Source organism: Micromonospora sp. MH33 (genome assembly GCF_003013775.1).
Taxonomy (GTDB): Bacteria; Actinomycetota; Actinomycetes; order Mycobacteriales; family Micromonosporaceae; genus Micromonospora; species Micromonospora fulviviridis.
Genome location: NZ_MUYZ01000062.1, coordinates 1 through 17,222 on the forward strand (window position 1 = coordinate 1; position 17,222 = coordinate 17,222).

15 protein-coding genes and 3 pseudogenes are annotated in these 17,222 nt (G+C 73.9%); 8 read left to right on the forward strand and 10 right to left on the reverse strand.

What is annotated here, in order from left to right:
- Together B0E53_RS12680 and B0E53_RS12685 are read left to right on the forward strand one after the other, a co-directional pair.
- A pseudogene (locus tag B0E53_RS12680) lies at positions 1-584 on the forward strand (hypothetical protein); the annotation flags it as partial.
- Positions 585-618: 34 nt separating this feature from the next.
- Positions 619-1,503, forward strand: coding sequence for a 3-methyladenine DNA glycosylase (locus B0E53_RS12685; RefSeq protein ID WP_107076246.1), 885 nt, complete (start codon positions 619-621; stop codon positions 1,501-1,503).
- Positions 1,504-1,614: 111 nt separating this feature from the next.
- On the opposite strand, the pseudogene B0E53_RS12690 reads toward B0E53_RS12685, so the two are convergent.
- Positions 1,615-2,189 (reverse strand): annotated as a pseudogene (locus B0E53_RS12690) (GNAT family protein).
- Between the two features lie 122 nt (positions 2,190-2,311).
- On the opposite strand from B0E53_RS12690, the gene B0E53_RS12695 reads away from it, so the two are divergent.
- Entirely contained in the window at positions 2,312-4,741 is a 2,430-nt protein-coding gene (locus B0E53_RS12695) for a low temperature requirement protein A (protein ID WP_168215307.1), read from the forward strand.
- 7 nt (positions 4,742-4,748) lie between these two features.
- Here B0E53_RS12695 and arfB read toward each other — a convergent pair whose 3' ends face one another.
- The 7 genes from arfB to B0E53_RS12730 form a co-directional block, all read right to left on the reverse strand.
- On the reverse strand, positions 4,749-5,174 hold the full coding sequence (gene arfB, locus B0E53_RS12700; RefSeq protein WP_107076248.1) for an alternative ribosome rescue aminoacyl-tRNA hydrolase ArfB: 426 nt from the start codon (positions 5,172-5,174) through the stop codon (positions 4,749-4,751).
- Between the two features lie 9 nt (positions 5,175-5,183).
- Positions 5,184-5,492 carry a hypothetical protein gene (locus tag B0E53_RS12705; protein WP_107076249.1) on the reverse strand — a complete coding sequence of 103 codons (309 nt, stop codon included), beginning with the start codon at positions 5,490-5,492 and terminating at the stop codon, positions 5,184-5,186.
- Between the two features lie 127 nt (positions 5,493-5,619).
- Positions 5,620-6,480, reverse strand: coding sequence for a trypsin-like peptidase domain-containing protein (locus B0E53_RS12710; protein ID WP_107076250.1), 861 nt, complete (start codon positions 6,478-6,480; stop codon positions 5,620-5,622).
- 46 nt (positions 6,481-6,526) lie between these two features.
- Positions 6,527-7,486, reverse strand: coding sequence for a VWA domain-containing protein (locus B0E53_RS12715; RefSeq protein WP_107076251.1), 960 nt, complete (start codon positions 7,484-7,486; stop codon positions 6,527-6,529).
- A complete protein-coding gene (locus B0E53_RS12720) occupies positions 7,483-8,475 on the reverse strand; it encodes a DUF58 domain-containing protein (protein ID WP_107076252.1) in 993 nt (330 codons plus the stop codon). The genes B0E53_RS12715 and B0E53_RS12720 overlap by 4 nt, the downstream gene beginning before the upstream one ends.
- Positions 8,472-9,521 (reverse strand): MoxR family ATPase, encoded by a 1,050-nt coding sequence (locus B0E53_RS12725; protein WP_107076253.1) that lies wholly within the window; start codon positions 9,519-9,521, stop codon positions 8,472-8,474. The genes B0E53_RS12720 and B0E53_RS12725 overlap by 4 nt, the downstream gene beginning before the upstream one ends.
- Before the next feature lie 204 nt (positions 9,522-9,725).
- Entirely contained in the window at positions 9,726-10,259 is a 534-nt protein-coding gene (locus B0E53_RS12730; RefSeq protein WP_107076254.1) for a hypothetical protein, read from the reverse strand.
- Positions 10,260-10,617: 358 nt separating this feature from the next.
- Here B0E53_RS12730 and B0E53_RS12735 point away from each other — a divergent pair.
- Positions 10,618-11,545, forward strand: a pseudogene (locus B0E53_RS12735) (endonuclease/exonuclease/phosphatase family protein).
- A 7-nt stretch (positions 11,546-11,552) separates the two neighbouring features.
- On the opposite strand, the gene cimA reads toward B0E53_RS12735, so the two are convergent.
- Positions 11,553-13,133 carry a citramalate synthase gene (gene cimA, locus B0E53_RS12740; protein ID WP_107076255.1) on the reverse strand — a complete coding sequence of 527 codons (1,581 nt, stop codon included), beginning with the start codon at positions 13,131-13,133 and terminating at the stop codon, positions 11,553-11,555.
- A gap of 307 nt (positions 13,134-13,440) precedes the next feature.
- Between cimA and B0E53_RS12745 the strand changes: the two genes are divergently transcribed.
- From B0E53_RS12745 to B0E53_RS12760, 4 genes are all read left to right on the forward strand, one after another.
- Complete coding sequence (locus B0E53_RS12745) at positions 13,441-14,001, forward strand: peroxiredoxin (RefSeq protein WP_107076256.1); 561 nt, start codon at positions 13,441-13,443, stop codon at positions 13,999-14,001.
- A gap of 2 nt (positions 14,002-14,003) precedes the next feature.
- The gene (locus B0E53_RS12750) at positions 14,004-14,534 is read left to right on the forward strand and encodes a carboxymuconolactone decarboxylase family protein (protein WP_107076257.1); all 531 of its coding nucleotides are present in this window, start codon (positions 14,004-14,006) and stop codon (positions 14,532-14,534) included.
- Between the two features lie 90 nt (positions 14,535-14,624).
- On the forward strand, positions 14,625-15,083 hold the full coding sequence (locus tag B0E53_RS12755; protein WP_107076258.1) for a PRC-barrel domain-containing protein: 459 nt from the start codon (positions 14,625-14,627) through the stop codon (positions 15,081-15,083).
- A 58-nt stretch (positions 15,084-15,141) separates the two neighbouring features.
- The gene (locus tag B0E53_RS12760; protein ID WP_107076267.1) at positions 15,142-15,879 is read left to right on the forward strand and encodes a tyrosine-protein phosphatase; all 738 of its coding nucleotides are present in this window, start codon (positions 15,142-15,144) and stop codon (positions 15,877-15,879) included.
- A 69-nt stretch (positions 15,880-15,948) separates the two neighbouring features.
- Here the strand turns inward: B0E53_RS12760 and B0E53_RS12765 are convergent, their stop codons facing one another.
- Positions 15,949-17,046 carry a branched-chain amino acid aminotransferase gene (locus tag B0E53_RS12765; RefSeq protein WP_107076259.1) on the reverse strand — a complete coding sequence of 366 codons (1,098 nt, stop codon included), beginning with the start codon at positions 17,044-17,046 and terminating at the stop codon, positions 15,949-15,951.
- Positions 17,047-17,222: the final 176 nt, after the last annotated feature.

The window sequence follows — 17,222 nt, forward strand, 5'->3', positions numbered from 1 at the left end:
GCACGGTCTACCCGCGCCCGGCGATGCCCACCACCGCCGCACGGCGCCGCCGGCCGCCGATCTGGCTGGTGGTCGGGGTCGCGGCCGCGGTGCTGGCCGGCGTGGTCGGCGCGGCGGCGTGGACGGCCACGCAGCGGGTCGCCGCGATGGACACCACCAAGCAGCCGACCAGCGGCGCCTGGGTGGGCAACAGCGTCACCGGCCCGCTCGGCGTCCCGCTGCGCGAGAGCGCGTTCGAGTTCACCGTCTACCGGCTGGCCTGCGGCGCGGGAACGCTGCCCGTGGCACCGGCCGGCGGGCGGCAGTGCCTGGCCACGGTCGGGGTGCGCAACCTCACGCCGGGCGAGCAGACCTGGCACGGGCAGTTGCAGCGGGCGTACCTGCCCGGGGGCAACTGGGTGGCCGCCGACGAGAACGCCACCCGGGTGGCCAACCTCGGCCGGGACGTCTTCGCCCAGCCGGTCGCCGCCGGCTCCCGGGTGCTGCTGCCCATCGTGTTCACCGTGCACGGCGACGACCCACCGAAGCAGTTGGAGCTGCGCAGCGGGGTCTTCTCCGCCGGGGTGCGGGTGGACGTGCGGTGACCGGGGGCGGGGCGGCGGTCGTACCCTGGGGTCCGTGACCGCCGCCCTCGCCCCCGCCACCGCGCTCGACGCGGCCGACTGGCAGGCCCGGCGTCGCGCCCACGAGGAGCGGGTGGACGCCTGGCTGGCGCCGCACCTGGCCCGCCGCCGCTCCGGGGTGCGGCACCCCGTCGAGGACTTCCTCTTCACCTACTACTCGCACCGCCCGGCCCAGCTGCGCCGCTGGCACCCCGGCGCCGGGGTGGTGCTGCGCGACGCGGACCCGGCCGGGTTCGGCCGGGACTACCGCGCCACCGCCGCCGGGGTCACCCTCGACACCGCGGGGGTACGCGCGCGGCGCGCCGAGTCCATCGCCTGGATCCGTACGCTGCTCGCGGCGACCGCCGGCCGGCCGGCCCACTTCGGCTGCTTCGGCATGCACGAGTGGGCGATGGTCTACCGGCAGACCCAGGACGAGGTGCGGCACAACGCCTGGCCGCTGCGGCTCAGCCCGGCGGCGACCGCGGCGGTCGTCGAGGAGCGGGGCGTGCGGTGCAGCCACTTCGACGCGTTCCGGTTCTTCACCGCGCCGGCCCGGCCGCTCAACGTGCTGACGCCGACCCGGGAGAGCCAGCACGCGCTGGATCAGCCGGGCTGCCTGCACGCCAACATGGATCTCTACAAGTGGGCGTACAAGCTCTCCCCGCTGGTGCCGTCGGAGCTGGTGGCGGACGCCTTCGCGCTGGCCCGGGAGATCCGCACGCTGGACATGCGGGCCAGCCCGTACGACCTGGCCGACCTCGGTCACCCGCCGGTCCGGGTGGAGACCCCGGAGGGCCGGGCCGAGTACGCCGCCGCCCAGCGGGGCTTCGCCGAGCGGGCCGGCGGGCTGCGGACCCGGCTGCTGGCCGCCCTCGACGCGACCGACCGGCCGGGCTGACCGGGGCCCGGGACTCCTGTCACGTGACGTGGTGGTCGGTGCCGGCCCTCGCTCCCGTACGCATTGAAGCGGTTCGACGTGCCCGGCCCGACCCGGTCCCGCGTGGCGGACTCAGCCGGCCGGGTGGCCCCGGTGCGCGGCCCACTCCTCCGCGAGGATCGACATCACGGTGGCGTCCACCCAGCCGTCACCGTCGCGGAGGACCTGCCGCAGCGTGCCCTCGGCCACGAAGCCGACCTTCTCGTAGACCCGGCGGGCGCGCGGGTTGAAGGCGAACACCTCAAGCCCGATCCGGTGCAGGCCGAGCTGCTCGAAGCCGTACCCGACGACGAGCCGGACCGCCTCGGTGCCGAGCCCCCGGTCCCGCCCGGCGGGGCCGATCAGGGTGCGGAAGTTGCAGCTGTCGTTGTGCCGGTCCCACTCGTTGAGCACCACCTCGCCGACGCAGGCTCCGGTCGCCCGGTCCACGACGGCCAGGTCGAGCCGGTCGGGCTGGCTGTTGCGGGTGCCGTACCAGGCCCGCAGCCGGGCGGGTTCGAGCCCCTCCCCGGGCGGGCTGCCGGTGAGCCGGGCCACCCCGGGTCGGCCAGGATCGCCTCGAAGGCCGCGAGGTCGTCGTCGACGAACGGACGCAGCAGGACCCGGTCGCCGGTGAGGGTGGGCTTGACGGAGAAGTCGCTCGGCACGCGGCGAATTCTGGGCGACGGCACGGCGGGCCCTCAAACAGTTTTCCGGGGGCCGGCCGGTCCTAGGGGGTGATTGGGACGGATCCCCGGTCAGCGCCCGGCCCGGTTGGCACAGTGAGGTGGTGGGCGGCGTCGGTCGGATCCAGCTGGCCGGCGACGCGGGCGACGTCAGCCGGCTGGAACTCTTCCTCGACCTGATCTTCGTCTTCGCGTTCCTCAACGTCACCGGGGTGACCGCCGAGCAGCTCAACCCGGCCGGGCTGCCCCGCGGCCTGCTGCTGCTCGTGCTGCTCTGGTGGTGCTGGGCGCCGTTCGCCTGGCTGGGCAGCACCGTCCGGCTGGACCGCGGCGTCCTGCCCGTGGTGATGTTCGGGCTCAGCGCCACCCTGTTCGTGATGGGCCTGACGGTGTGGGAGGCGTTCCAGGACCGGCCCGGCGGGCTCTCCGGCCCACTGGTCTTCGCCCTCGGCTACCTGGTCGTACGCGGCACCACGCTGACCGTCGCCGCGCTGGCGGCCGCCAAGGAGGGGGGACCCCGCCGGCTGGCGCTGCGGGCGTGGTCGCCGCCGGTGGCCGGCGCGCTGTTCCTGCTCGCCGCCGCGCTGGTCCCCGGGCCGGTGCCGAACGAGGCGGGCCGGGAGTGGATCCGCTTCGCGCTGGTGGGCTGCGCGATCGTCGCCGAGTACGGCGGGGCGATGCTGCTCGGCGCGGAGCTGTGGCTGATCGGCTCGATCCCGTACTGGGCGGAGCGGCACGGCCTGATCATCCTGATCGGGTTCGGCGAGACGATCATTTCGGTGGGGTTGAGCCAGGGGGTGGCGGTGGCCCAGCCGTTGACCCCCGGGGTGCTGGTCGGGGCGCTGCTCGGGGTGGCGCTGGCCGGCGCGCTGTGGTGGACGTACTTCGACGTGGCCCGGTTCGCGGCCGAGCAGGCGTTGGAGCGGGTCGTCGGCACGCGGCGCGCGCTGCTCGGCCGGGACGCGTACAGCTTCCTGCACCTGCCGATGATGACCGGGCTGATCCTGGTGGCGCTCGGCCTCAAGAAGGTGCTCGGCGAGCTGCGGATGCACAGCGACGAGGCCAGCCCGCTGCTCACGCTGCTGGTGCTCCACGGCGGGGTGGTGCTCTACCTGTCGGGGCTGGTGCTGTTCGAGGTGCGGACGCTGCGCATCCTGGGCCGGTCCCCGGTGCTCGGCATCCTGCTGGTGGCCGGGCTGGCGCCCATCGCGCCGCACCTGCCGGCGCTGGCCGAACTGGCCCTGCTGGCCGCCGCGGTGGGCGCGACCGCACTGGCCGACCTGACCGTGTTCCGGCGCCGGCACCGCCGGTTGCACGCGCAGATCAGCGCGATCCAGGAGCACGGCGGGGTCACCCCGAAGGAACTCTTCTTCGACCTGGTCTTCGTCTACGCGTTCCTCCAGGTGGCCGCGCTGATGGCCGACGACCCGACGTGGCCGGGCCTGGCGCGCGGGCTGCTGGTGCTCGCCGTGCTCTGGCAGGCCTGGTGCGCGTACGCCTGGCTGGCGGCCGAGGTCCGCGCGGAGAGTCCGGTGGTACGCCTGGTCATGGTGCTGGTGGTGGCGCTCACCGCGATGATCACGCTGGCCAGTCCGCAGGCGATCGACGGCTCGCGCGGCGGCCTGCCCGGGCCGCTGGTCTTCGTCGCCTGCTACGCGGCCATCCGGCTGCTGCACCTGGCCTCGTTCGGGCTGGTGGCGTGGCAGAGCCCGGCCTGGCGGACGCCGCCGGTGCGGGCTGCCACGCCGACCCTGGTCGCGCTCGGCCTGATGCTGGTCGCGGCGCTGCTGCCGCTGCCGGTCGGCGACGTCCGCCAGTTCTCTCCACCGCGGGTCGCGCTGTGGGTGCTCGCCATCGCGGTCGACGTGCTCGGGAACGCCCGGGTGGGCCTGCGCCACCTCAGCGTGCGCTCGGCGGAGCACTGGGCCGACCGGCACAGTCTGATCATCATCATCGGGATCGGCGAGGCGGTGATCTCGATGGGCAGCGCCGTGGTCTACACGCCGGTCTCGGCCCGGATCGTGGTGGCGGCGTTCCTCGGCACCGCCCTGCTGGCCGCCCTGTGGTGGACCTACTTCGGCTGGGACAGCACCGAGGGGGAACGGGCGCTGGCCGCCGCCGACCTCCGCACCCGGACCCGGCTGGCCCGCGACGCGTACACCTGGCTGCACCTGCCGATGGTGGCCGGGATCGTGCTGGTCTCGCTCGGCCTGCGCAAGACCATGTCGGTGCTGGGCAGCCAGGGCTTCTTCGAGCTCGGGCCGGCGCCGTATCCGCTGGCGCACGCCGCGCTCTTCGGCGGGGTGCTGCTCTATTTGCTGGGGGTCCAGGCGTTCCGGTGGCGGACGACCGGGCGCCGGCGGCGGGCCCGCCAGGTGCAGGCCCTGGTCGTGGCGGTGCTGCTGCCGCTGACGACCGGCCTGTCGGCGCTGCTCGCGCTGGCCCTGCTGGCCGCGGTCTGCCTGGCCCTCACCGCGTTCGAGGTGCTCGGCGGCCACGAACGGGCGACCACCGGGCCGGTGCCGTCGCGCTGACCCGCGGTCAGTCGCCGTCCACCCGGCGGTCGCGCTTGCGCTGGGACTGCCGCTTCTTCTCGGCCAGCCGGCGCTCCTTGGCGCCACGGGACGGGCGGGTGGGGCGGCGCGGCTTCGGCGGCGGCGCGACCGCCTCGCGCAGCAGGGCGGCCATCCGCTCGCGGGCCGCCTCGCGGTTGGCCAGTTGCGCCCGGTGCTCGCTGGCCGCCACGGTCAGCACCCCGTCGACCAGCCGGCCGGCGAGCCGGTCCAGGGCGCGGGCGCGCAGCGCCTCGGGCACGCTCGGCGACCTGGCCAGGTCGAAGCTCAGCTCCACCCGCGAGTCGGTGGTGTTGACCCCCTGACCACCCGGGCCGGACGAGCGGGAGAAGCGTTCCCGCAGCTCGGCGTCGGGCAGCACGAGCCGGTCGGTCACCCGCAGTCCGTCGTCCACGCCCCGAGGCTAACGCCCGGCGCGGTGGCCCGGGGTGGCGGTCACGGTCGGGGTCGGAGTGGGTCCGGGACTCGCGCGTTCGTGGTCCGACCCGGCCGCCGCGTACGCCGCCGCTCCGACCAGCAGCAGCGCGATCACGCCGATCTTGGTGACCACCGCACGGGTCGCCAACCAGGCGGTGCGCCGGGCGCCCGGGACGGTGGTCCGGATGGTCTTGTAGTCCTTCCAACCCCGCTGCGCGCGGGCGTACGACGCGCCGACACCGGCGCCGATGACCAGGCCCACCAGGAGGAGGGCCGCGATGACAGCTTGCTCCACCTCCGCCAGTATCCATACTCAGCGTAATATTTCCATGGCCCGATGGTCCCACGCCGGATATCCGACACTTCTCCCCTTCCGGCCGCACCGCTCGGCACGCCGGCGCAGGTCAGGGCCGCGGGGCCGGTCAGCCGCCCCGGCCGATGATGGTGTCGGCGGTCTGCTGGACCTGATCGATGGGAATGGCGAACCCGATGCCGATCGAACCGTTGCCGTCGATGGTGGCGATGGCCGTGTTCACCCCGACCACCTCACCCCGCGCGTTGACCAGCGGCCCGCCCGAGTTGCCCGGGTTGATGGAGGCGTCGGTCTGCACCGCGGTGTGCCGGCCGTTGCCGATGCGTACCTGCCGGTTGAGCGCGCTGACGATACCGGCGGTGACGGTGCCGGCCAGGCCGAGCGGGGAGCCGACGGCGAGCACCGGCTCGCCCACCCGGGTGGAGTTCGGCTTGGCCAGCGGCAACGCCGACAGCCGGGCCGACGCCGGGACCTTCAGCACCGCCAGGTCGCTGGCCGGCTCCCGCCCCACCACCTCGGCGGTGAACCGGCGCCCGTCTGAGGTCTCCACCGTCACCGGTCCGGAGCCGCCCCGGGCCAGGATGTGGTCGTTGGTGACGATGTGCTGCTCGTTGTCGATGGCGAAGCCGGAGCCGGAGGCAGACGCGCCGGACGTCCCGCCGACCATCACCGAGACCACCCCGGGGACGGTCTTCTCGGCGGCGGTGACCAGCTCCGCCGGCACCGGCGCGGCGGAGGCCGCCGCAGGGCCGGGCGCGTCCCGGTCGGCCGCCCAGGTGCCGGCCGCCGCCCCGGAGACGGTGGAGAGGGCCACCACCGCCGCCGCGCTCAGCAGCCGGCCGCGCCAGCTCCGCCGCGCCGCCCCCCGCTCGGACCCGGGTACGTCCCAGCGCCCGCGTCCGTCCGGGTCCAGTTCCGGCGAGACGAACCACGGGCCGCGCGGCTCGCCGAGTCCGGTCTGCACTGCCATACCTGGGCTCCTCACGTGTCGTGCGTCGTCCGGTCGTGGTGCGGGGTCAGGGCAGTCGGGAGAACCACCGCAGCGAACCGGCGGCGGCCCCCATGGCGAAGACCAGCCCGAGGCCGATGAAACGGGCCGAGATGTCCTGCCGTTCCTTGCGGTAGCCCACCGAGCTGCCGATGTCCTCGTAGACGGCGCGCAGCTCTTCCCTGGTGGACGCCTCGTGGAAGCCGCCGCCGGTCTCGTCGGCGACCGCCTTGAGGGTCTGCCCGTCGACCGGCACCTGGATCGCCCGCCCGCCCCGGTCCACGGAGCCGGACGGCGTGCCGAACGAGATGGTGTGCACCGGCACCTTGGCGGCCACGGCCTGGCCGGCCGCCTCCATCGGATCCATGCCGGAGGTGTTCGCGCCGTCGGAGAGGATGATGATGCGCGCGGGCGGCGGGTCCTTCGCGGCCTTCGCGTCGAGGCTCTTCACCGCGCCCAGCGAGGTGCTGATCGCCTCCCCGATGGCGGTGCCCTGCACCCCGGTGATTCCCTCGGCGAGCCGCTCGACCCCCTCGTGCAGGGCGTCCCGATCGGTGCTGGGCGGCACCAGCACCGCCGCGCTGCCGGCGAACGCGACCAGCCCCACGTTGAACTCGTCCGGGAGGCCGTCGACGAACCGGCGGGCGGCCTCCTTGGCGGCGGTCAGCCGATCCGGGTCGACGTCGCCGGCCAGCATCGAGGTGGAGACGTCCACGGCCACCATCACGGTGGCCCGCTCCCGGGGCACCCGCACCTCGGCGTTGGGCCGGGCGAAGCCGACCACCAGCAGCGCGAGCATGGCGAGGAAGAGTCCCGCCGGAACGTGGCGGCGCCAGGCCGGCCGCCGCGGGGCGACCCGGTCCAGCAGCCGCAGGTTGGTGAAGCGGACGGCGTACCGGCTCTGCCGGCGCTGCATCACGAAGTAGCCGACGACCAGCGCGGCGACCCCGAGCAGGAGCCAGAGGCGGGCGGGCGACTGCCAGGTCACGCCGCACCTCCCCGGGCCGCGGCGGGGGCGGCGGCCAGCCGGCGCTGGGTGTGCACGTGCCGGACGATGTCCGCGCTCCAGTCCCGGTCGGTACGCAACGCCAGGTGCGTCGCCCCGGACCGGCGCAGCGCGTGCCGGACCTGGTCGCGCTGGGCCGCGGCGGCCTGCGCATACCGCTCGCGCAGGGCCGGGTCACCGGTCCACACCTCGCGGTGGCGGCCGGTCTCGGGGTCGACCAGGGTGACCAGCCCGACGTCGGGCAACTCCAGCTCGCGCGGGTCGGTCACCTCGACGGCGAGCACCTGGTGCCGGACGGCCAGCCGGCGCAGCACGGGCTCCCAGGCCGGGGCGGCGTCCGGGTCGTCGGGCAGCCCGTCGAGGAAGTCGGAGACGACCACCACCAGCCCGCGCCGGGTGGCCACCCGTTGCAGCCCGTCCAGCCCGTCGGCCAGGGTCGGCGGGGGCAGGTCGCGGTGCCCGTCGGTGCGCGGCGCGCCCAGCAGGGCGCGGAGCAGCCCGAGCAGGTGGGTGCGCCCGCTCCGGGCCGGGAACCGGCGTACGCCCTCCGGGGCGAGCACCTGGCCGCCGAGGCGGTTGCCGATGCCGGCGGTGAGGAAGCCGACCGCCGCCACCGCGGCCACCGCCAGTTCCCGTTTGTCCAGCGTGGCCGTGCCGTACTCCATGCTGGGGCTGGCGTCGACCAGCAGCCAGGTGGTCAGCTCCCGGTCCGCGTCGACCTCGCGCACGTGCGGGACGGTGGTCCGGGCGGTGACCGCCCAGTCCATCCGGCGTACCTCGTCCTCGCCGGGGCGGTACTCCCGGCTGCCGGCCGCCTCGCTGCCCGGGCCGGGCAGCAGGCCGCGGTACTGGCCGTGCAGCAGCCCGTCGAGCCGCCGGGTGACGGTCAGCTCCAGCCGTCGCAGTCGCTGGTCGGGGGCGAGGTCGGCCAGCCCGGGCTCGGGCAGGACGGGTGCGTCCCGGCGCCTCATGCCGCCGCCAGGTCGGCCGCCGCCTCCGGGTGCCCGGTGACCACCCGGGGTGGCGGCACCGCCTCGACCAGCCGGCGGACCAGCGTCTCGGCGGAGACCCCGTCGGCCACCGCGTCGAAGGAGAGCACCAGCCGATGGGCCAGCACGTCCACCGCCAGGTCCCGGATGTCCTCCGGGAGGACGTGGTCCCGGCCGTGGATCAGCGCCTGCGCCCGGGCCGCCGCCACCAGGCCGAGGGTGGCCCGCGGGCTCGCCCCGTAGGCCAGCAGCGGCGCGATCTCGGACAGCCCGAACCGCCCCGGGTCCCGGGTGGCGAGGATGAGCCGGACCACGTACTCGGCGAGCGCGTGGTGAACGAAGATGTCGGCGGCGCGGCGCTGGAGCGCGCGCAGCCGGGACGGGTCGAGCACCGGGCGCGCGGTCGGCCGCTCGGTGCTCATCCGGTAGAGGATGGCCAGCTCGTCGGCGTCGCTCGGGTAGTCGACGACGATCTTCATGAGGAAGCGGTCGCGCTGCGCCTCGGGGAGCTGGTAGACCCCCTCCGACTCGATCGGGTTCTGGGTGGCCAGCACGAGGAACGGGTCCGGGACCGGCCAGCTCCGGCCGCCGATGGAGACCTGCCGCTCGGCCATCGCCTCGAGCAGCGCCGACTGCACCTTGGCCGGGGCCCGGTTGATCTCGTCGGCGAGCACCAGGTTCGCCATGATCGGGCCCAGCTCCACGTCGAACGACTCGGTGGAGGCCCGGTAGATGCGGGTGCCGACGATGTCCGAGGGGACCAGGTCGGGAGTGAACTGGATCCGGGAGAAGGTGCCGCCGACCACCGTGGAAAGGGTTTGCGCCGCGAGGGTCTTGGCGACCCCCGGCACGCCCTCCAGCAGGCAGTGGCCGTCGGCGATCAGGGCGGTGAGCAGGCGGTCGACGAGGCGATCCTGCCCGACGATCACGCGTTTGACCTCGAAGAGGGTCTGTTCCAGCTCGACGCCGCTCGCGTCGGCATCGACCGGGCTGGGCACGCCGGCCAGGGTGTCCGAGATGTCCGTCACGGTGCTTGCTTCCCGTGCCGGCGTACGGGCAAACGTCGGATTATCGGCCCCTCGGCGTCCCTTTCGGGGTCGGATCGGGACGACTCCCCCGCCGCGTCCGCAATGGTGCGGGCGGGCCCGGGTACCCCAGGGCGGCGCAGACCGGGCCAGGGACGGGCCGGCCGGCCCCCGCGTGCGGCGGGGGCCGGCGTGGCGGGCCTGCGGTCAGTTGGCGACGAGCAGGTGGAACGGCCGGTCGGCGTACCCGCCGGAGGAGTTGCGGGTCTGGATGAAGACGGCGTTCGGGGTCAGGTAGCGGGGCGCCACCGAGGCCTCACCGCCCGGCGGGACGTTCGCCGCGTCGTTGGTGCCGATGGTCGCGTGCAGCCCCCTGAGGCGGACGTCGTAGTCGAGCGTCACCTGGTACTGCCCGGCGAACTGGCCCGGCAGCGACGGCGAGAACTTCTTGGCGCTCACGACGTTCGCCGAGTGCTGGAGCAGGGTCCCGTTGGAACTCACCACCGCCCAGGCGACCAGCCCGGGGGCCGGCGCGGCGAGGGTGGCGTTCAGCGCGGCCTTCGCGGCCCGGCTCTCGGCGGCGGTCACCGGGGGCTGGTGGCCGGGCTGCCGGGCGCTGGCCTGCCCGGCCTCGGCCTTCGCCGCCGGGTGGGCGGCGGCCGCGATGCCGCCGCCGGCCAGGGTGAGGGACAGCGCGGCGAGGGCCACCACCGTCGCCTTGCGCTTGAGGAATGTGGCCATGACAGATCTCCCTTGTGTGACCGTGGTGACACGGCCGACCCCGCGTGCGGTGCGGGACGGCTGGATTCGACACGTCAGCCAGGCGCAGACAATTGCGGACCATCGGGGGACCCACGTCATCAGCGCACCGTTAATGCTGGGCTGCACCTGGATCTAAACTGGGATTACTACTGAGAGTCGCGACGCCTCGACCACGTGGAACCTAGCACCGAAAAATGCGGCAGGTCAATAGCTCACATTTACCATGTGCCATTCGAAAAACGCTTTCGACAATTGTGAGAAGTGAGGGTCCGACCATTCACGAAATGGCCTCGTGGGACACCGGGCCGGGCGGCCGGCCGGTAGCGTGACGCCCGTGATCACGACAAGTGGGCCGGGACCGGCCGACACCCGGGTCCGCCGCCGGTCCGCCACGATCGCCTGCTGGGTGGCGGTCGTGCCCGTGGCCGCCTGGGCGGTGCTCCGGCTGGCCGGGCTCGGTGGCGCTGGCGCTCGCCCTGCGGCGCCGCGCGCCCGCGGTGGTCGCGGCGGTCGCCGCCCTGGCGCTGCTCGGCGCGGTGGCGCCGCGCGCCGTCCGCGACGACCGGCCCACTGTCCACGGGCCCGTGCTCCGGCTGCTCACCGCCAACCTGCGCAAGGGCGGCGCCGACCCGGCGCGGCTGGTCGAGCTGGTGCGGACGCACCGGGTGGACGTGCTGACCGTGCAGGAGTTCACCCCGCAGGCCGCCGCCGAACTGGACCGGCTCGGGCTGGCCACCCTGCTGCCCTACCGGATGCTCAACCCCGAGGTCGGCACCACCGGCTCCGGCCTGTACGCGCGCCACCCGCTCAGCGGCACCGGCTACCGGCGCAACCAGGGCTTCTTCTTCACCCAGGCGTACGGGACGGTGGCCGCGCCGGGCGCGCCGCCACTGCGGGTGGAGTCGGCGCACCCGGCCGCCCCGTACGCCGTCGAGGTGGTGCCAAACTGGTGGACCGACCTGCGGGCCCAGCCGCCGGCCACCCCGCGGGGCGGGTTGAGCGTCCTGGCCGGCGACTTCAACGCCACCCTCGACCACGCGCCGCTGCGCGACCTCATCGACACCGGCTACGTCGACGCCGCCGCCGCGGCCGGCGCCGGGCTCTCCGGCACCTGGGGCCCGTACGACGGAGACCCGATCCCGCCGGTCACCATCGACCACGTGCTTGTCGACCGGCGCATCGCGGTCCGCGCCGTCGACGTGTACGCGGTGCCGGGCAGCGACCACCGCGCCGTGCTGGCCGAGCTGCGGCTGCCCGCCGGGTGAGCCGGCGTCAGACCCGCGCCCGGTCGAGGCCGTAGGTGAGGGCGTCGACCAGGGCGTGCCAGCTGGCCTCGACCACGTTGGGGTGGACGCCGACCGTGGTCCAGTCGCGGCCGGCCCCGGCGGTCTCGACCAGCACCCGGGTCACCGCCCCGGTGCCGTGGCTGCCCTCCAGGATGCGGACCTTGTAGTCGGCCAGCTCGAACTCGCGCAGCTCCGGGTAGTGCCGGGCGAGCGCCACCCGCAGCGCCTCGTCAAGGGCGTTGACCGGGCCGTTTCCCTCGGCGGTGGCGATGACGCGCTCGCCGCGTACCCGGATCTTGACGGTGGCCTCGGAGACCACCGCGCCGTCCTCGCGGTGCTCGACCAGCACCCGGTAGGACTCCAGCGCGAACGGCCGGGCCGGCGCGGCGTCCGGCAGCTCGGAGCGGACCAGCAGCTCGAACGAGGCGTCGGCGGCCTCGAACGACCAGCCGCCGGCCTCCAACTCCTTGACCCGGTTGGTGATCCGGGACAGGGCCTCCGGATGGCCGGCCAGATCCAGGCCCAGCTCGCGGCTCTTGAGCTCGACGCTGGCCCGGCCGGCCATCTCGGTCACCAGGATCCGCATGTCGTTGCCCACCACCGAGGGGTCCACGTGGTTGTAGAGCAACGGGTCGACCTTGATCGCGCTCGCGTGCAGCCCTGCCTTGTGGGCGAAGGCGGCGGCCCCGACGTAGGCCTGGTGGGTGTCGGGGGCGATGTTGGCGATCTCGGCGATGGCGTGCGAGACCCGCACCATCTGTTCCAGGCAGCCCTCCGGTAGGACGGGCATGCCGAGCTTGAGCTGGAGGTTGGCCACGATCGCGAAGAGGTCGGCGTTGCCGGGGCGCTCGCCGTACCCGTTGGCTGTGCCCTGGACGTGCCGGACGCCGGCCTCGACCGCGGCGATCGTGTTGGCCACCGCGCAGGCGGTGTCGTTCTGGGCGTGCATGCCGAGCCGTGCGGGGGCGATCCCGGTACGCGCGGTGAGGTCGGTGATCGCGGCGGTGACCTGGGAGGGCAGCATCCCGCCGTTGGTGTCGCAGAGGACGAACCGCTCGGCCCCGGCGGCGAGCGCGGTCTCGGCCACCGCGGCGGTGTACGCCGGGTCGTGCCGGTGGCCGTCGTAGAAGTGCTCGCCGTCGACGAAGACCCGCCGCCCCTGCGCCACCAGGTACGCGACCGTGTCGCGGATCATCGCCAGGTTCTCCTCGGCGGTGGTGCGCAGCGCCCGCTCGACGTGTCGCAGGTCCGCCTTGGCGACGAGCGCCACGGCCGGGGTGCCCGCGTCCAGCAGCCCGCGCACCTGCGGGTCGTCCTCGACCGCGACGCCGGCCTTGCGGGTGGCCCCGAAGGCGACCAGGATCGCGTGCCGCAGCTCCAGCTCGGTGCGGGCCCGGCGGAAGAACTCGGTGTCCTTCGGCACGGCGCCCGGCCAGCCGCCCTCGATGAAGCCGACCCCGAGCTCGTCGAGGAGGCGGGCCACCGCCAGCTTGTCGACCACCGAGTAGCTGAGCCCCTCGCGCTGGGCGCCGTCGCGCAGCGTCGTGTCGTACACCTGGAAGGTCATGGGAGTCCTCTTCTCGAACCTGCGGGGAGCAACAAAAAGACCCCCCGCGGATGCGGGAGGTCTGCGCGCTCGGCGAGGGGGAAGGCCGGCGCGCTAGCTGCCAATAATCAGGACGGTGCTGGTCACGGCTCGTACTCTGCCACCCCGCAACGTTTTTGGGAGGCAGAATCCACATCGCGGGACGCACCCGTGATCGACCTAACAAGGCGCCCGCCCGGCGTCCGGCGGGAACGGGGCTGCGGAAGCATCTGGAACAGATCCAGTTACCGGCCTGGCGTCGTTGCCCGGCCGCCGTCAAGGAGGACCCGTGCTCACTGTCGGTGACCGCTTCCCCGAGTACGAACTCACCGCCTGCGTCTCCCTCGACCCCGACAAGGCGTTCGAGACGATCAACCACAAGACCTACGAGGGCAAGTGGCGCGTCGTCTTCTTCTGGCCGAAGGACTTCACCTTCATCTGCCCGACGGAGATCGCCGAGTTCGGCCGCCTCAACGGCGAGTTCGCCGACCGGGACGCCCAGGTCCTCGGCGTCTCCGTCGACAACGAGTTCGTCCACTACGCCTGGCGCAAGGACCACCCGGACCTGCGCGAGCTGCCCTTCCCGATGCTCAGCGACATCAAGCGTGAGCTGACCGCCGACTGCGGCGTGCTCGGCGAGGACGGCGTCGCCCAGCGGGCCACCTTCATCGTCGACCCGGACAACGAGATCCAGTTCGCCATGGTGACCGCCGGTTCGGTCGGCCGGAACGTCTCCGAGGTGCTGCGGGTGCTCGACGCCCTGCAGACCGACGAGCTCTGCCCGTGCAACTGGAACAAGGGCGGCGCCACCCTGGACGCCAACGCGCTGCTCGCCGGCGCCGGGGCCTGACCATGGGTCTGGACGCGGTCAAGGCAGCCCTGCCGGAGTACGCCAAGGACATCCGGCTCAACCTCGGCTCCACCATCGCCACCTCGACGCTGAAGCCGGAGCAGGCCTGGGGCACCGCCCTGGCCTGCGCGGTGGCGGCCCGCAACCCGGTGGTGCTCCGGGAGATCGCCGCCGAGGCGGCCGGTCACCTCACGCCCGAGGCGGTCGAGGCGGCCAAGGGCGCGGCCACCATCATGGCGATGAACAACGTCTACTACCGGGCCAAGCACCTCATCGGCGACGAGCAGTACGCCTCGCTGCCGGCCCGGCTGCGGATGCAGATCATCGCCCGGCCCGGGGTGGAGAAGGCCGACTTCGAGCTCTGGTGCCTCGCCGTCTCGGCGATCACCGGCTGCGGCGTCTGCCTGGAGTCGCACGAGAAGACCCTGCGCGCCGCCGGGTTCAGCCGCGACCAGGTGCACGAGGGGCTGCGGATCGCGGCGGTCGTGCACGCCGCGGCGGTGGCCCTGGACGCGGAGGCCGCGCTGGCCTGAGCCGATCGGTGTATCGATCTCCGCAACCGGGTAGGCAGGGATCCGACAGGCAAATCCCCCGAGAAAGTCGAGAAAGGGAGTGTTGACGCCATGGAGCGGCTCGACCCTCGAACGACCCACGGGATGCCGGATCCGCTGACCCAGGGTGGTCAGGGCGCCTTCGCGGGCGGCACGCCCGCCGGGCGTTTCGATCCGTGGAGCTACCGGGACGAGGCCGGGGTGACCGGTGTCGACCTGGTCGGCTACAAGGTGGAGGCGACGGACGGTGGTATCGGCAAGGTGGACCGGGCCAGCCACGAGGTGAACTCCAGTTTCCTCGTGGTGGACACCGGGCCGTGGATCTTCGGCAAGAAGGTCATGCTGCCGGCCGGCACCGTCAACCACGTCGACCACGACGAGCGGAAGGTCTACGTCGACCGGAGCAAGGACCAGATCAAGGCCGCGCCCGAGTACGACGAGAGCACCGACACGGACCCGGCGTACCGGGACAAGCTCGGCGGTTACTACGACGACACCTACTCGTCGATCCCGCCGGGCACGGCCCGGTAACGGAGACACCTGCAACCAGCGGCCGGCGGGGCACATCGTGGCCCCGCCGGCCGTTACCGTGTCAGGGGTGGACGCCCTGGAGACCCCCTTCCCCGCGCTGTTCAACTTCCGCGACGTCGGCGGCTACCGCAGCCAGGACGGGCGCACCGTCCGGCACCGCCGGCTCTACCGCTCCGACTCGCTGCACCGGATCGACGAGACCGACCGGGCCGCGTTCACCGCGCTCGGCATCCGCACCGTCATCGACCTGCGCCGCCCCACCGAGGTGGCGCGGGACGGCCGGGTGCCCGCCTACGACGGGCTCACCTACCGGCACATCCACCCGGAGCACCAGGACTGGGCCGAGCAGATGTACCAGCCCGGCAGCAGCCTGCCCCGCTACCTCGCCGACCGGTACGCCGACCTGGCCCGCACCGGCACCGCCGGGCTGGCCGAGGCGGTCGGCCTGATCGCCGACAGCGCCAACGCCCCGGTGGTGGTGCACTGCGTCGCCGGCAAGGACCGCACCGGCATCGTCTGCGGCCTCACCCTCGCCGTGCTCGGCGTGCCGGACGAGGACATCGCCGCCGACTACGCGCTCAGCACCGCCGCGTCCGAGCGGTTCAGCGCCTGGGTCCGGGCCACGGTGCCGGACGCCGAGGAGCCACCGCCGCCGTTCCTCGCCTCCCCCGCCGAGGCGATGAAGCTCTTCCTCACCGAGCTGCGCGAGGGCTACGGCTCGGCCGAGGGCTACCTCCGCCACGCCGGCGTGACCGACGAGCAGCTCAACGCCCTTCGCGCCCACCTCCTCGACTGACCTCCGCCGCGAGCGCGCACGGCCGGCGCCGTCGGGGACGGGCCGGCCGTGCGGGTGGAGCGTGGACAGTCAGAGGACGCGGGAGACCCAGCCGTGCCGGTCCTCGGCGCGGCCGCGCTGGATGTCGACCAGCTTCTGGCGCAGCGCCATGGTGGAGCGGCCCGGCTCGCCGCCGCCGATCAGGAACTCCCCGTCCGGGAAGCGCACCCCGCCGACCGGGGTGATCACCGCGGCGGTACCGCAGGCGAACACCTCGCGCAGCCGGCCGCTGGCCGCGTCGGCCTGCCAGTCGGCGAAGCTGACCGGACGCTCCTCGACCCGGTGCCCCGACTCGGCGGCCAGGGTGAGGATCGCGTCGCGGGTGATGCCCGGCAGTATGGTGCCGGTCAGCGGCGGGGTGACCAGGGTGTCGTCGTCGTAGACGAAGAAGACGTTCATGCCGCCCAGCTCGTCGACGAAGCGCCGCTCCACCGCGTCCAGGAAGACCACCTGGTCGCAGCCGGCCTCGATGGCCTCGGCCTGGGCGGCCAGCGACGCGGCGTAGTTGCCGCCGCACTTGGCCGCGCCGGTGCCGCCGGGCGCCGCCCGGGTGTAGTCCGGCGAGACCCAGACCGTCACCGGCTTGACCCCACCGGCGAAGTACGCCCCGGCCGGCGAGGCGATCACGCAGTAGAGGTACTCGTTGGCCGGGCGGACGCCGAGGAAGACCTCGCTGGCGAACATGAACGGACGGAGGTAGAGGCTGGCGTCCTCGTGCTCCGGGATCCAGTCCTGGTCGATCTCGACGAGGCGGCGCAGCGACTCGACGAACGTCTCCGGCGGCAGTTCCGGCATGGCGAGCCGGTGGGCGGAGGCGACGAAGCGGGCGGCGTTGGCCTCCGGGCGGAACATGGTCACCGACCCGTCGCCGGTCCGGTACGCCTTCAGCCCCTCGAAGATCTCCTGCGCGTAGTGCAGGACCGCGGCGGCCGGGTCCATGGGGATCGGCGCGCGCGCCTCCACCCGGGCGTCGTACCAGCCCTTGCCCTCGGCGTACCGGATGGTCACCATGTGGTCGGTGAACACCCGGCCGAAGCCCGGGTTCGCCAGCAGGGCGGCCCGGTCGGCGGCGGATACCGGCGCGGGATTCGGACGGATCTCGAAATCGAGCTTGTCACCACCGCTCATCGCGCTGACCTCCCTGCGGGTCCACGGCATGCGGGATCGCACGCCGACGTCACTGGTGCCAGAAACTTACCCCGAACGGTCGTTCAGCGGATAGCTCCGCCCCGGCACATCGCGCGCGCCGGACGGGCGGCCCGGCGCGGACCGGAACTCGAGCGGGCCCGGGTACGGGTCTGGCG